The organism is Streptomyces sp. NPDC051561 (assembly GCF_044454195.1).
GTDB lineage: Bacteria > Actinomycetota > Actinomycetes > Streptomycetales > Streptomycetaceae > Streptomyces.
In genome coordinates, this window is sequence record NZ_JBITDM010000008.1 from 115,176 (window position 1) to 129,941 (window position 14,766).

A 14,766-nucleotide genomic window follows, 5' to 3' on the forward strand; every position below is an offset into this window, starting at 1 on the left:
CCCAAAAAAATTCTGCAAAACTACTTTTGCAGAGTCCCGGATCGCTCTACGCTCCCGTTCATGGTCAGCGAAGAGCACGCCGAGAACAGGCCCCCCGAGGACGCCACGCGCGTCCTGGACCCCGAGCGGGACGGGGCGGCCCTCAAGGCCCTCACCCACCCGTTGCGCATCCAGCTCCTCGGCATGCTGCGGGAGAGCGGCGCCGCCACCGCGAGCGAACTGGCGGCCCGCACCGGTGAGTCGTCCGCCTCCACCAGCTACCACCTGCGCGTGCTGGCGAAGCACGCCTTCATCATGGAGGCCGAGCACCGCGACGGGCGGGAGCGGCGGTGGCGTGCGGTGCACTCCATCACGTCCTGGAGCAACCAGGGTCTGGAGGCCACCGCCTCGGGGCGGGCCTTCGTCACCGTCGTGCGCGGGCAGCAACTCCAGCACCTGAAAAAGTCCCTCGCGCGGCACGAGGCGGACATCGCCGGGGGCCGGCTCGGCCCGCAGTGGCTGGAACCCTCCAGGGTCAGCGACCTGATGCCGCTGCTGACCACGGAGTCGCTCACCGAACTGTGGCAGGCCTTTGATGCCAAACTGACCGAGCTGACCGCCAGGGACGAGGGCGATCCGCAGGCCGCACGTGTGGTGCTCTTCACGGCGGGGCTGCCGGTCGCCCCCCTCAACTCGGCTTCCGAGGACAAGAGTTCCACTGCCGGCGAGGACCAGTCATGAGCGAGCCCACTCCCCACGGCGTCGCCCTGCTCGCCGCCCGCCGCCGCTACTGCACCCTCTCCGCGCTCTTCTGGCTGCCGCTCGGGCTGACCATCGGCGCCCAGATCCTGCTGTTCACCGAGCGCGGCCTGAGCCTGCCGCAGCTGGCAGGGCTGTTCGCCGCCCACTCCCTCACCGTCGCCGTGCTGGAACTGCCGACCGGCGGCCTCTCCGACGTGCTCGGCCGCCGCCCGGTGCTGGCCGCCGCCGGTGTCCTCAACGCCGTCGCCTTCACCCTCCAGGCCCTGGGCACCTCGTACGGCGTACTGCTGCTCGGCATGATGCTGATGGGGGCGGCCCGCGCGCTGTCCAGCGGCCCGGCCGAATCCTGGTACGTCGACACGGTGCAGGCCCACGCGGGGCCCGGGGCCGAACTGCGCACCGGCCTCTCCCGGGGCAGCACCGTCTCCAACGCGGCCCTGGCGCTCGGCACGCTGGCCGGAGGCGCCCTCCCCTGGCTGCTCGACCGCGCCCCGGATCTCGCCGCCCGGCTCGAAGCGGCCACCGGCGGGTTCGTCGTCCCGCTCGCCGTACCCCGCCTCGTCGGGGCGCTCCTGCTGATCGGATACGTCCTCTACGTGCTGTCCGCACTGCGCGAACCGCCCCGCAGGGCCACCACTCTGCGGTCGGTCCTGCGCGGGGTGCCGCCCACCGTGGCCGGCGGACTGCGCCTGGGTGTAACAGAAGTGACGGTCCGTCGGCTGATGCTCACCGCGGGCGCGGGCGGGGTCGCGATGTCCGGAGCCGAGTTCCTCACCCCGAGCAGAGCGGCCCTGCTCACCGGCGCCCCCGGGTCGGGAGCCGCGCTCTACTCCGTGCTGGCCTGCGCGGGTTTCGCCACCGCCGCGTTCGGCAGCTCCCTCGCTCCACTGGCCGCCCGGCTGGCCGGGGGCGGCGAGCGGGCGATCGTGGCGACCCTGACCGTGGGCGCCTCGGGGCTGCTCCTCCTCGGGGTCACGACGAGCTTCATCGGCCCGCTCGCCCTGGCCCTCGCCGTCGCCGGCTACCTGCTGTGCTACCTGGGCCTCGGCGCCGCGGGCCCCAACCAGAACGACCTGCTGCACCACCGCGTCGACAGCGCGGGCCGCGCCACGGCCCTCTCCGTACAGTCCCTGGCGCTCCAACTCGCGGGCGCGGCAGGCAGTCTGGTGGTGGGCGTCTTGCCGACGGGGCCGCTGCCCTGGCTGTTCACAGGTGCGGTCCTGCTGGCGGGCGCGCTGCTGTGGGTACGCCGTCCAGCTCCGCCCCGTACCCCCGAATCCACCCCTGAGGCCCACACGGAGAGCACGATGAGTGAGAGCATCCGGACCACCAACGCGACGTAACGACACGGGAGTTGCAGCATGGACGCCACCGGCCCCACCGCCATCGACACCAGCAGACCGCATCCCGCGCGCGTCTACGACTGGTTCCTAGGCGGCAAGGACAACTACCCCGTCGACGAGGAGCTGGGCCGGCAGATCGTGGCCTTCGAGCCGCACACCAAGTACTGCGCGCAGCACAACCGTTGGTTCATGCAGCGGGCCACCCGCCGACTGGTCTCCGCCGCCGGGATACGCCAGTTCCTGGACATCGGCACCGGCATCCCCACCGCCCCCAACCTCCACACCGTCGCCCAGCTGACCGCCCCCGAGGCACGTGTGGTGTACGTGGACAACGACCCGATCGTCCTCGCGCACGCCGAGGCGCTGCTCCACGGGACACCGCAGGGTGCGACCGCCTACGTCCAGGCGGACGCTCGCGAGCCGGACCGGATCATCCGTCTGGCGGGCGATGTGCTCGACCTCAAGGAGCCGGTCGCCGTCTCCCTGATCGCGCTCCTGCACTTCATCCCGGACGGCGACGGCGCGCACGACATCGTCGGCCGCCTGCTGGACGCGCTGCCGTCCGGGAGTCATCTGGTGATCTCGCAGATCGCCGGGGACTTCGACCCCGAGCGGACGAAGCAGGCGGTGGAGATGTACCGGGCGAACGGGGTGACCCTCGCGCCGCGTTCGCACGACGAGGTGCGGCGGTTCTTCGACGGCAACGGGCTGGAGCTTGTGCAACCCGGGCTCGGCTGGCTGCCCGACTGGCATCCCGAGCTGGGAGAAGGCGAGATCCGCGACGGATCGCCGGTGCCGTTCTACGGGGCGGTCGGCCGCAAGCCGTAGGGGGCGGCGGGGACGTGCGCCGGGGGCATGCGGCAGGATGACGCTCGCGTCGCAGGCATGTCCGTGCCCCGGCGTGACCGCACAACCCGGAATGAGCAGGTACAAGGTGACGACACCTCACATAGGCCGCCCCCAGGGGCATTTCGTCCTCGCAGCAGCCAGACCAGGGAACCCGCCGTACGCTGGCGGCCGCTTGAGCCGGGGAGCGCACTGATGGAACGAGCCCTGGAACTCAGCGATCTGATCGTCGCCGGAATCGCGGTGGCGGCGGGTCTCCTCGCGGCCGTACTGCTGCGGATGGTGCTGCGCTGGCTGGGCGAGCGCGCCAGCCGCACCCGGTGGAGCGGGGACGACGTCATCGTCGACGCCGTCCGGACCCTCATCCCGGTCGCCGCCGTCGCGGCGGGCCTCGCCGTCGCGGCCGCCGTACTGCCACTGACCGACCGCACCGGGCAGATCGTCTCGCGCGTCCTGACCGCCCTGCTGATCCTGGCCGGCACGGTCACCGCGGCCAGGATCACCACCGGCCTGGTGAGGTCCGTGGCGCAGTCCCGGTCCGGGGTGGCCGGATCGGCGACGATCTTCGCCAACATCACCCGCGTCGTGGTGCTGGCCATGGGCTTCCTCGTACTGCTGCAGACCCTCGGCGTCTCCATCGCACCGCTGCTCACCGCGCTCGGTGTCGGTGGCCTGGCGGTCGCGCTCGCCCTCCAGGACACCCTCGCCAACCTCTTCGCGGGCGTCCACATCCTCGCCTCGAAGACCGTGCGCCCCGGCGACTACATCCGTCTCAGCAGCGGGGAGGAGGGGTACGTCGTCGACATCAACTGGCGCAACACGGTCGTGCGCCAGCTCTCCAACAACCTGGTGATCATCCCGAACATGCAGCTCGCGGGCACCAATATGACCAACTTCAGCCGCCCCGAGCAGGAGCTCCAGATCAATGTCCAGGTCGGCGTCTCCTACGACAGCGACCTGGCCCGGGTGGAAGAGGTGACGACCGAGGTCGTGGCGGAGGTGATGAAGGAGATCACCGGCGCCGTGCCCGAGCACGAGCCCGCCGTCCGCTTCCACACCTTCGGCGACTCCCGGATCGGCTTCACGGTGATCCTGGGTGTCGGCGAGTTCAGCGACCAGTACCGGATCAAGCACGAGTTCATCAAGCGCCTGCACCAGCGCTACCGCGCGGAGGGCATCCGCGTCCCGGCGCCGGCCCGGAACGTCACCGTGGTCCAGGGCACCTCGCCCGCGGAGCAGCACGGGGAACAGCCCGGCGAGCACGCGGTCCCGTACCTGGACGACGTGCTGGCGAAGGTCGCGCCGGGGATCCCGCGGCAGCGCCGGTCCTCCGCGGCGGCCTCCGCCCCGCAGGCTCCCCCGGCCGCCGAGGAACCCCCGGTGCGGCCGGTTCCCTGATCCCGGCGGCACGGCGGCAGGCGGTTCGGACTCACCCCCGGGGTGCGGTATTGTTCTCATGCGCGCTCAGCCAGGGGAAAACCCAGGTCAGCGCGCATCGGGACGTGGCGCAGCTTGGTAGCGCACTTGACTGGGGGTCAAGGGGTCGCAGGTTCAAATCCTGTCGTCCCGACCAGCGTTTTCGCAGGTCGGAGGCCGTATCAGAGAAATCTGATACGGCCTTTTCCGCGTTCCGTGAGGTGTGCCGGGGCTTGCCGTGGGGCGTGGACCCACCGGGCTTTGCTCCCCGGGCCGGGTGGCCACAATGGTGGGCATGGACACGAAGCGGGACCGCGACCCAGAAGGCCGGGCACGCAATGCCCGTCCCCGCGACGGGCTGGGACGCCCGCTGCCCTACGGATCGCCGGGGGTGGAACGGCAGCCCGAGGGCGTGGTGCGCTCCCCCGCCGAGACGGTGCGCGAAGCGCAGCGGCTGCTGGACGCCGGGATGCCGTTCCATGCGCACGAGGTCTTCGAGGACGCGTGGAAGTCGGGCCCCGAGGAGGAGACGGCACTGTGGCGCGGGCTCGCACAGCTGGCGGTGGGGCTGACCCACTCGGCGCGCGGGAACACGGCGGGCGGGGCGCGGCTGCTGCGGCGCGGGGCCGGGTGGATCGAGGGGTACGCACACATCGAGGGGTACGCACACGAGGAGCCGGGCTCCGTGCACGGGCTCGACCTCGACGCTCTCGTCCGCTGGGCGCGGGAGCTGGCCGGGCGGGTGGGTGCGCCGGGGGCGGGCCCGGTGGACGCGGGTGCCGAGGCGCCCCGGCTGGCGGCGGGCCCGGCGACGTAACCCTGCCGGGCCCGGTGAGGTGATCCGACCGGGCCCGGCTCCGTATTCCCCTTCCCGCGCCGCTCAGTCCTCGGCGAGCAGGACGACCTCCAGGGTGCGGGGGCCATGCACACCTTCGACGCGGTCCAGCTCGATGTCGCTGGTGGCGGACGGGCCGGAGATCCAGGTCAGGGGGCGGGCCGGGTCCAGGCGCGGCATGGCCTGCGGGAGTGAGGCGACCACCTGGGAGGGGGCTCGGACCACGCAGATGTGGTGGTCGGGGATCAGGGTGATGCGGCGGCGGCCCTGGTCGGGGCTGCCGTCCAGGACGAGGGTGCCGGTTTCGGCGATGGCCAGGGCGCAGCCGGTGATGACGCTCGCCACGTCGTCGAGTGCGGCCGGGGTCGGCTCGGCGCGGTCCTCGACGCGGGGGACGCCGGTGGCGGAGAGCCAGTGCTCCGGGAGCTGCGGGGGGACCAGGACGGAGCCCGAGCCGCGTTCCGCGAGCAGGGTGGCGAGGAGGGTGGCGATGCCGTCCTGGGTGGTGCGGTGGACGATCGCGCGGTACTCGGCGAGGTTCTCGTGAAGCAGGTCGAGGAGGGCCGCCGGGTCGTCGGGGGTGTGGCTGGTGGCGTACGTCCGGGTGGGGTGCGGTGCCTCGGGGGCGTCGGCGACGGCGGTGCGGATGCGCGCGAGGATGCGGGCGCGGCCGGTGGCGGGGGCGGAGTGGCCCGTGGGCGGGCCGGGGGCCCAGTGGCCGGTGGGCGGGCCGGGGGCGTGGTGGCTGGTCATGAGTTGTGGGTCCTCTTCCACCAGTCGCGGAACGGCTCGGCGGGGATGTCGGGGAGCTCTCGGGTGTTGGTCCAGGCGGCGGCCAGCGGGAGCTTCTTGGGGAGGAGTTTGCGGGTGCGGGAGGCGGCCCGTTCGCCGGCCGTGAGGGCGGCGGGGTGGTTGAGGACCCAGCCCGCTGCCTTGATCGCCGCCTTTTCCAGGCGGTGGCCCCTGCCGCCCTGGTCGGCGACCTTCTCGCGGAGGTGGACCAGCACCTCGGGGATGTCGATGGCGACCGGGCAGACCTCGTAGCAGGCGCCGCAGAGGGAAGAGGCGAAGGGCAGGGAGGCGTCCAACTCGCTCGAAGTACCGCGCAGTTGGGGGGTGAGGATGGCGCCGATCGGACCCGGGTAGACGGAGCCGTACGCGTGGCCGCCGGCCCGCTCGTACACCGGGCAGACATTGAGGCAGGCCGAGCAGCGGATGCAGCGCAGGGTCTGCCGACCCACCTCGTCGGCCAGGACGCTGGTGCGGCCGTTGTCGAGGAGGACCAGGTGGAAGGTCTGCGGGCCGTCGCCGTCGGTGGTGCCGGTCCAGGTGCTGGTGTACGGGTTCATGCGCTCGGCGGTGGAGGAGCGCGGCAGGGTCTGGAGGAAGACTTCGAGGTCCTGCCAGGTGGGGACGGTCTTCTCGATGCCGACGACGGAGATCAGGGTCTCGGGGAGGGTCAGGCACATCCGGCCGTTGCCCTCGGACTCGACGACGACCAGGGTGCCGGTCTCGGCGACCATGAAGTTGGCGCCGGAAATGCCGACCTTGGCGCGCAGGAACTTCTCCCGCAGGTGCAGTCGGGCGGCCTCGGCGAGGTCGGCGGGGCGGTCGGTGAGGTCGTCGGGGGCCGGACGGCCCCATTCGCCCATCGCGCGGGTGAAGATCTCGCGGATCTCGCCCCGGTTGCGGTGGATCGCCGGGACCAGGATGTGGGAGGGGCGGTCGTCGCCCAGCTGGACGATGAGTTCGGCGAGATCGGTTTCGTACGCCGCGATGCCCGCCGCCTCCAGGGCCTCGTTGAGGCCGATCTCCTGGGTGGCCATCGACTTGACCTTGACGACCTCGCGTTCGCCGGTGGCCCTGACCAGATCGGTGACGATGCGGTTGGCCTCGTCCGCGTCGGCCGCCCAGTGGACGGTGCCGCCCGCCGCCGTGACCGACTCCTCCAACTGGAGGAGATAGGTGTCGAGATGGCGCAGAGTGCGGTCCTTGATCTGTTTGCCCGCTTCGCGTAGTTCCGCCCAGTCGTTCAACTCTGATACGGCCTTGGCGCGTTTGTCGCGAATGGTGTGGGTCGCGTGTCTGAGGTTGGCGCGCAGGGTCTCGTCCTGGACGGCCACGCGGGCCGCCCGGGGGAAGGACGGCATACCGAGATACGTACCGCCGGTGGTGCTCACAGCAGGGGCTCCTCTTCGGTGCTCGCCAGGATCTCGGCCAGGTGCAGTGCGCGCAGGGGGGCGCCCTGGCGGCGGAGCATGCCGCCGAGGTGCATCAGGCAGGAGTTGTCGGCGCCGCACAGGAAGTCGGCGCCGGTGGAGACCGCGTTACGGACCTTGTCCTCACCCATCGCGGCGGAAACATCGGAGTTCTTCAGGGCGAAGGTGCCACCGAAGCCACAGCACTCCTCGGCGCCAGGCAGCTCCTTCAGCTCCAGCCCCTTGACCGCTTCGAGCAGTTTGCGGGGGCGTTCGCCCAGGCCGAGCATGCGCAGTCCGTGACAGGACGGGTGATAGGTGACGGTGTGCGGGAAGTACGCCCCGACGTCGGTCACCTTCAGCACGTCGAGCAGGAACTCGGTCAGCTCGTACGTTCTGGGGACCAGTGACCCGGCGGCCCTGGTGAGGTCGGAGCCCCTGCCCTCCTTGGACTGCAGGCGTCCGATCCGCGGATAGTTGTCGCGGATCATGGCCGCGCAGGAGCCGGAGGGGGTGACCACGCAGTCGTACCCCTCGAAGGCCTCGGCGGTCCTGCGGACCAGGGGTTCGGTGTCGCGGCGGTAGCCGGTGTTGTACTGCGGCTGCCCGCAGCAGGTCTGGGAGCGGGGGAAGTCCACCGTGACGCCGAGCCGCTCCAGGAGCTTCACTACGGCGATCCCGGTGGCCGGAAACACTGCGTCGTTGACGCAGGTGACAAAGAGTGCGACGCGCATAGGTCGGAGGATATGCGTGTGGGAGCCGTCCTGGTAGGGCCACGATCAAGATCGGGTGATCAAGGTCGGATAAGCGGGTGATGCCGGTCATCGGGTCGGGCGGTCACCGACCCCGGGTCCGCTGTCCGGCCCACTGGGGTCACCTGGGCGGGCGAAATCCGGGCGGCTGGGGCAGGGCAAGGGAAGGGATGTCACCCGGGAGTACCCTTGGGGATTCTGCGCGACCCCGAGACGGCCCGCACAAGGGGTCGGCGCACCACCGGAACAGCCCGCTTCGAGCTCGGGGTTGGACCGGGGCAGCAAGAGTGGCTCAGGTCACTTTGGAAAAGGCGTAACGAAACAGCGCGGGCGCGCGATGAACCGACAGGTGCCGTCGCGCAGCCACGCTTTCTGTTTCACCAAGAGGCCGGCTGCGGCCTCGCCCCCGCCATCACACCTGTATTTCTCGCTACGAGAGGCTCTTCGTGTCGCTCAGTCCGTCCCGCCCGTTCCCACAGGAGATCGCCGAATCGCCGTCCTTGGTCTCGCTCATCGAGCGGGGCCAGGAGCAGGGCCACATCAATGGCGACGACGTGCGCCATGCCTTCGAAGCGGACAGCATCCCCGTAGACCAGTGGAAGCGGGTCCTGCGCAGCCTGAACCAGGTCCTCGACGAAGAGGGTGTGACGCTGATGGTGACGGCGGCCGCTGCCGCCAAGCCCGCGAAGGCCGCCAAGCGCGCCCCGCGCAAGACCGCTGCCGCGACCGGTGAGGCCAAGCCCGCCGCGAAGCGCGCCGTCGCCAAGAAGGCCGCCGTCAAGAAGACGACGACCGCTGCCAAGGCCGCCGCCGCGGAGCCCGTCTCCGCCGACGCGGACGAGCTCGACGAGAGCACCTCGGCCACGGCCGAGAAGCCCGCACCGAAGAAGCGCGCCACCAAGAAGACGGCGGCCAAGAAGACCGCCGCTGCCGCCAAGAAGCAGACGGACGAGTGGGCGGGTGACGGCGAGGAGGAAGAGGAGACCCCCAAGCCCGGCACCGCCGGTTACGTCCTCTCCGACGAGGACGAGGACGACGCGCCGCCGCAGCAGGTCGCGGTCGCCGGCGCCACCGCCGACCCGGTCAAGGACTACCTGAAGCTCATCGGCAAGGTGCCGCTGCTCAACGCCGAGCAGGAGGTGGAGCTGGCCAAGCGCATCGAGGCCGGTCTCTTCTCCGAGCACAAGCTGGAGGACGAGGAGGGCACGGGCGACGAGCTCACCCCCCAGTTCCGCCGCGAGCTGGAGATCCTGGTCGAGGACGGCCGCCGCGCCAAGAACCACCTCCTGGAGGCCAACCTCCGTCTGGTCGTCTCGCTGGCCAAGCGCTACACCGGCCGCGGCATGCTCTTCCTGGACCTCATCCAGGAGGGCAACGTCGGTCTGATCCGTGCGGTCGAGAAGTTCGACTACACCAAGGGCTTCAAGTTCTCGACGTACGCGACCTGGTGGATCCGTCAGGCGATCACCCGCGCGATGGCCGACCAGGCGCGCACCATCCGCATCCCGGTGCACATGGTCGAGGTCATCAACAAGCTGGCCCGTGTGCAGCGCCAGATGCTCCAGGACCTGGGCCGCGAGCCCACCCCGGAGGAGCTGGCCAAGGAACTCGACATGACCCCCGAGAAGGTCATCGAGGTCCAGAAGTACGGCCGCGAGCCGATCTCCCTGCACACCCCGCTGGGTGAGGAGGGTGACAGCGAGTTCGGTGACCTCATCGAGGACTCGGAGGCCGTGGTTCCGGCCGACGCGGTCAGCTTCACGTTCCTCCAGGAGCAGCTGCACTCGGTGCTGGACACCCTCTCCGAGCGCGAGGCGGGCGTCGTCTCCATGCGCTTCGGTCTGGCCGACGGCCAGCCCAAGACGCTGGACGAGATCGGCAAGGTCTACGGCGTGACGCGTGAGCGCATCCGCCAGATCGAGTCCAAGACCATGTCCAAGCTGCGCCACCCGTCCCGCTCGCAGGTCCTGCGCGACTACCTGGACTGAGCCTTGGCCGCCTGAGCCTCGGCCGTCCAGTGGGTCAGGTGCGGAAGGTCAGGCGCGGAAGGTCAGGTGCAGTGCCTGGGGCGAGCGGTGGATCAGAGTGGGTCGCATGACGGCCCGCTGGTCCGCCGCTCGCCCCAGGCGCGTCCCGGGGAGGCGACGGGTGAACAGCTCCAGGGTGATGCGCAGTTGCGCGCGGCCCAGCTGTGAGCCCGGGCAGCCGTGGATGCCGTGGCCGAAGCCGACGTGGCGTGCCTGGTCGGGGCGGGCGAGGTCGAAGGTGCCGGGGTCCCGGTGCTGTCCTGGGTCCCGGTTGGCGGAGCCGTACGCGATGAACAGGGCGCTGCCGGCCGGGAGTTCGGTGCCCGCGAGGGTCACCGTTCGGGTGGTGAGGCGGCGGAATCCCTGGATCGGGGTGTCGTGACGGACGGCTTCCTCGATCGCGGCGGGGATCCGGTCCGGTTCGGCGCACAGCATTTTCCACTGGGCGCGGTCGCTCAGCAGGTGCAGGAACGCCGTGCCGATGAGTGCGGTGGTCGTGAGGTGCCCGGCCAGCAGCAGGTTCTGCAGTTGGGAGACCATTTCGCGGCGCTGCTCGCGGGTGAGGTCGCCCGTGCCGGGGATCAGCGCGGCGGTCATGGTGGAGATCAGGTCGTCGCGGGGATGCGCACGGCGGTCACGAAGGTAGTTGTCCAGCACGTGCTGCAGGGCGACGACGTCGCGCGCGGCGGCAACTTGTTCGTCCTCGGAGAGCGGGCGGAAGAGCAGCTCCTCGGCACGGCGTCCGCCACGCACCACGCCGGCCGCGTCCGCCCGGTCGATGCCCAGGAGCCGGCAGATGACCTCACCGGGCAGGATCTCGGCGTACTCCCCCATCAGCTCGGCGTAACCGCGCGGGGCGAACGCATCGAGGAGTTCCTCGGCGCGGACCGTGGCGTACGGCAGGACGGCGTTGACCCGCGCCGTGGACAGGCCGCTGCTGAGCGGAGCACGGTACCTGCGGTGCGCGTCGCCGTCGGAGGTGACCACCGTCCGGTGACCACCGATCCCCTTGGCGAACTCGGCCAGGGCGGCGGGGCACGGCGCGACGTCGGGCCTCAGCGAATTGGCCGAGGAAAAGTCCTCGGGCCGACGCAGCACCTCCCGTACGTCCACGTCCCGAGCAACCAACCAGGCATCCAGCTCCGGCACGAACACAAGCCCTTCGGTCGCCCGAGCGCGCGCATAGTGCGGATAGGGATTGCCCTGCCAGACATCCAGAGCCCGATGATCAGCTAAGTCCACCCGCCCATGGTGCCCGAGCGCACCTCCGGACGAAAGGGGGCGGGGCGAGCGCCGCAGGCAACGCCGGCCCCCCTCCCCCGGACGCCCGCGCTACCCCACCGCCCGAACCCCCTTCGACGCCTCATGCGCCTCCCGCACCCCTCCCACGAAGTCCTCGATGAACGGGTCCCCCAGCCGCACCCTCCCCAGCTGATGATGCTCCTTCGGATCAACGGTGATCCTCACCGCCGCCTCCGCCCGCGCATCCATCTCCTTGCGCGCCGCCTCAGCGGCCACCACGTCCCCGCGCCCGATGGCAGTCAACACATCCAGCCCGTGGGACATCGACCGTCCCCAAAGCTCCGTCGCGTCCAGCCAGTTCGACGCGTCGCTCAGAAAGAGCTTGTCGGGAAGGCCGCCCCGAAGAACCCCGGAGAGTTCCGCGATCTCCTCCACCGCCGGGCGGAAGGCCCGGACCGCACCACCCGGATCAGTGGCATATCGCTCCCGGAAGGCGCTCGCCCTGGCCCCGAAGACCGGCGACTGCGGCTGCCAGGGCGTGGTGCCGAACGTGGGCGCGAGATGGTTGAGGTCGACGAAGACCTGCACGGCGTCGGCCAGTCGCACATTCCCACCGGCCAGATGCAGCGCCGCCTGCCGGGCGGACCGGGTGCGGTCGTAACCCCTGTCGTTCCACGCGAAGTCGGACATGGTGAAGACGGCCGGCTTACTGGCGGCCTCCTGGTTCATCGGGTTGGAGATCAGCCCGGTGAGGTGGTCGGAGAGGCCGGGTTCACGCTTGTCGTACGGGGCGAGCAGCAGGCGGCCCGCCGTACGGCCGAAGTCGTTGACCGGGTAGTTGTCCCAGACGAACACCTTCCGGCCGAAGAGCTCGGAAGCCTTCTTCGCCTGCTCGACGGTGATCGCGGGCGGGACGACATCGGTGCCCGTCCACATCACCTCGACCGGCTTGTCGAGGGTGGCGCGCAGGATCTGCTTGTACGGGGAGTCCTTGAGGTCGCCGTACTCGGTGGGCACCATCTGCAGCGGCCGCATCCCGGGGTGGGTGGCGACGAAGTCCTTCTGGAGGCTGTTGAGGAGGCTCACCTGGGCCTTGGCCGCCGCCGCCTGGCCGGGCGCGCCGAAAGCCTTGAGGTCCGCGTCGCAGTTCCACTTGGTGTAACTGATGTCGTCGAGCGGGACCGAGACGGTACGCACCCCGAGGTCGTACATCGCCTGGAGTTTGGCGGTCAGGGCCTTGGTGTCGGCCGCATCCGAGTAGCAGATGGAGGCGCCCGGCGAGACGGCGAAGGTGAAGCGGACGTGGTTGGCGGTGGCTCGCTCCACCAGTTCGCCCAGTTCGGCGAAGGGGGCCGCCGGGTAGGGCTCGCGCCATTTGTCGCGGTGGTACGGGTCGTCCTTGGGCGCGTAGACATAGGTGTTGGACTTGACCTGACCCAGGAAGTCCATGTGGTCCAGGCGTTCGGCGCGGGTCCAGGGCGGGCCGTAGAAGCCCTCGATGGAGCCGCGCAGGGGCATGGCGGGGAAGTCGGAGACGGAAGCGGCGGCGAGACGGGCGGCGCCGTGGACCCCCGGCTTCAGCAGTTGCTTCAGGGTCTGGACGGCGTAGTACTGGCCGGTGGCGTCGGTGCCGCCGAGGGCGACGGTCCTGCGCGCGGCCCGCAGGGCGTAGCCGTCGGCCTGCTGGGGAACGGTGGTGCCGGTCAGGGCGCGGGCGATGTCGGCGCGGGTCGCCGGGCCGAGCAGAATGCTCAACCGGGAGTGCGCGGAGGATCTTTCGCGGAAGTCGGCATGGCGTACGCCGTGGGCGCGGAGGGTGCCGGCGAGCAGGGCGCGGGCCGCCGGGTCGGTGTCCTTGCCGGTGATCACCTCGACCCGGTCCGGGACAACGATGTCAGATCCGGTACGGGTCATACTCTGCGGCGTCGGCGAGACGACCGGCAGCGCGGACGAGGCTCCCGCGGCCACGGGCGCGGCGTCGGCCGGCGCGGGTCCGGAATCCGGGGCCGCGGTGGCGGCCGGGGCCGCCAGGCTCAGGGACCCGATCGCGAGAGTGAGCGCGAGGGTCCGGGACGCGAGGGTCCGGGATACGAGGGTCCGGGATACGACGGTCATGCGGCCTCCAGTGCGGTGCGTGCGGTGGAGTGCGGTGCGTGCGGTGCCGTGCGGGTACGTGTGGCACCGATCGATGCCGTGCGGTGGAGTGTGCGCGGTCATGAGCGGAACTGTCGGTTTCTCGGAACTGCCGGACAGCGTCGACCACTTGGCGATGCCCCGTCAAGACCGCGCGCCACATCCACCCCACCGCACCACCCCCCACGCCGGACAACCACGTCACAGACACGCAATCGCCTGTTACCGGACAACTCCCCCTCCGAGGCACCCCACCCGGTAGGACAAAAAGCTCGGAAGCTTCAATTCCCCTTCACTGCACCCGAGTTCACACCACATAGGTGCACCTCACCGCGAACCGCAGGTAACCACGCGGAACGGATGGATGCGGACTACAGCGGAGAGATACACCCGTATCCGCATCCCGTAACACCTCCCGCCGACCGCTCCCGATTGGCCGCGAGGCGGTCCACAGTGGTGTTTCTCGGCAGCACGCCGGGACCCGCACCACCCCATCTCCGTCCCGGCCAGGGGCGGATGGGCAGTACACCAGGGGGAAATCTCATGTCCACAGCCCGCACCCGCACCGCCCGACGCGTCGCCGCCGCGGTACTCACCGCCGGCACCGTCGTCGGTATCACCGCACTGCCGGCCTCCGCCGCCGCACCCACCTCCGCCGCCACGCAGGCCTCCAAGGCCCCGCGTCCGACGATCGTCATCGGCCAGGTGCAGTACAACAGCCCCGGTTACGACGACGGCTCGAACCGCAGCCTGAACGGCGAGTGGGTCCAGATCCGCAACCTCGGCCGCCACACGGTCAACCTGCGCAACTACTCACTCACCGACCGGGACGGCAAGCGCTACTACTTCCACAACCTGCGCCTGGACGGCCGCTCCAGCGTCAAGGTCCACACCGGTTACGGCCACGACCGCTACGGCCACGTCTACCAGGACCGCAGCCGCTACGTCTGGGACAACTACAGCGACACCGCCACCCTCCGCAACAACAAGGGCCGCGTCATCGACCGCGTGTCCTGGGGCCGTCACTGATATCCCACGGGACTGACCAATCCACGGGCACCGGTTCCGCACGGGTGCCTCGGACGAGAGAGGGGGGGGGGGGGGGGGGGGGGGGGGGGGGGGGGGGGGGGGCCCCCCCCCCGCGGGGCGGCCCCCCCGGGGGGGGGGGGGTGGGGGCGGGGCCGGGGGGGGGGGGGGGGGCCGGACGGCTCACCGGGGCTGCACGAGGGGCCT

At 70.8% G+C, this 14,766-nt stretch carries 12 protein-coding genes and 1 tRNA gene; 8 read left to right on the plus strand and 5 right to left on the minus strand.

Going from position 1 to position 14,766, the window contains the following annotated elements; genetic code table 11:
• Positions 1-60 precede the first annotated feature (60 nt).
• The 6 genes from ACIA73_RS19925 (at position 61) to ACIA73_RS19950 (ending at position 5,163) form a co-directional block, all read left to right on the plus strand.
• Positions 61-720: an ArsR/SmtB family transcription factor gene (locus ACIA73_RS19925; protein WP_399439913.1), complete on the plus strand. Its 660-nt coding sequence runs from the start codon at positions 61-63 to the stop codon at positions 718-720.
• Complete coding sequence (locus tag ACIA73_RS19930) at positions 717-2,084, plus strand: MFS transporter (protein WP_399439914.1); 1,368 nt, start codon at positions 717-719, stop codon at positions 2,082-2,084. The genes ACIA73_RS19925 and ACIA73_RS19930 overlap by 4 nt, the downstream gene beginning before the upstream one ends.
• A gap of 18 nt (positions 2,085-2,102) precedes the next feature.
• Positions 2,103-2,912 (plus strand): SAM-dependent methyltransferase, encoded by an 810-nt coding sequence (locus ACIA73_RS19935; RefSeq protein ID WP_399439916.1) that lies wholly within the window; start codon positions 2,103-2,105, stop codon positions 2,910-2,912.
• A 213-nt stretch (positions 2,913-3,125) separates the two neighbouring features.
• Positions 3,126-4,328, plus strand: coding sequence for a mechanosensitive ion channel family protein (locus tag ACIA73_RS19940; protein ID WP_399439917.1), 1,203 nt, complete (start codon positions 3,126-3,128; stop codon positions 4,326-4,328).
• A gap of 98 nt (positions 4,329-4,426) precedes the next feature.
• Positions 4,427-4,503 (plus strand) — tRNA-Pro (locus ACIA73_RS19945).
• Positions 4,504-4,641: 138 nt separating this feature from the next.
• A complete protein-coding gene (locus tag ACIA73_RS19950) occupies positions 4,642-5,163 on the plus strand; it encodes a DUF309 domain-containing protein (protein WP_399439918.1) in 522 nt (173 codons plus the stop codon).
• Positions 5,164-5,226: 63 nt separating this feature from the next.
• On the opposite strand, the gene ACIA73_RS19955 is transcribed toward ACIA73_RS19950, so the two are convergent.
• The 3 genes from ACIA73_RS19955 to ACIA73_RS19965 are packed head-to-tail and all read right to left on the minus strand — an operon-like array spanning position 5,227 to position 8,113.
• Positions 5,227-5,934, minus strand: coding sequence for a lactate utilization protein C (locus ACIA73_RS19955; RefSeq protein WP_399439919.1), 708 nt, complete (start codon positions 5,932-5,934; stop codon positions 5,227-5,229).
• Positions 5,931-7,331, minus strand: coding sequence for a LutB/LldF family L-lactate oxidation iron-sulfur protein (locus ACIA73_RS19960; protein WP_399440120.1), 1,401 nt, complete (start codon positions 7,329-7,331; stop codon positions 5,931-5,933). The genes ACIA73_RS19955 and ACIA73_RS19960 overlap by 4 nt, the downstream gene beginning before the upstream one ends.
• Positions 7,332-7,357: 26 nt before the next feature.
• On the minus strand, positions 7,358-8,113 hold the full coding sequence (locus ACIA73_RS19965; RefSeq protein WP_399439921.1) for a (Fe-S)-binding protein: 756 nt from the start codon (positions 8,111-8,113) through the stop codon (positions 7,358-7,360).
• A 464-nt stretch (positions 8,114-8,577) separates the two neighbouring features.
• On the opposite strand from ACIA73_RS19965, the gene ACIA73_RS19970 reads away from it, so the two are divergent.
• A complete protein-coding gene (locus tag ACIA73_RS19970) occupies positions 8,578-10,119 on the plus strand; it encodes an RNA polymerase sigma factor (protein WP_399439922.1) in 1,542 nt (513 codons plus the stop codon).
• A 48-nt stretch (positions 10,120-10,167) separates the two neighbouring features.
• Here ACIA73_RS19970 and ACIA73_RS19975 read toward each other — a convergent pair whose 3' ends face one another.
• Together ACIA73_RS19975 and ACIA73_RS19980 are read right to left on the minus strand one after the other, a co-directional pair.
• A complete protein-coding gene (locus ACIA73_RS19975) occupies positions 10,168-11,400 on the minus strand; it encodes a cytochrome P450 (protein WP_399439923.1) in 1,233 nt (410 codons plus the stop codon).
• Positions 11,401-11,490: 90 nt separating this feature from the next.
• A complete protein-coding gene (locus tag ACIA73_RS19980) occupies positions 11,491-13,515 on the minus strand; it encodes a beta-N-acetylglucosaminidase domain-containing protein (RefSeq protein WP_399439924.1) in 2,025 nt (674 codons plus the stop codon).
• A gap of 561 nt (positions 13,516-14,076) precedes the next feature.
• On the opposite strand from ACIA73_RS19980, the gene ACIA73_RS19985 reads away from it, so the two are divergent.
• Complete coding sequence (locus tag ACIA73_RS19985; protein WP_399439925.1) at positions 14,077-14,562, plus strand: lamin tail domain-containing protein; 486 nt, start codon at positions 14,077-14,079, stop codon at positions 14,560-14,562.
• Positions 14,563-14,766: the final 204 nt, after the last annotated feature.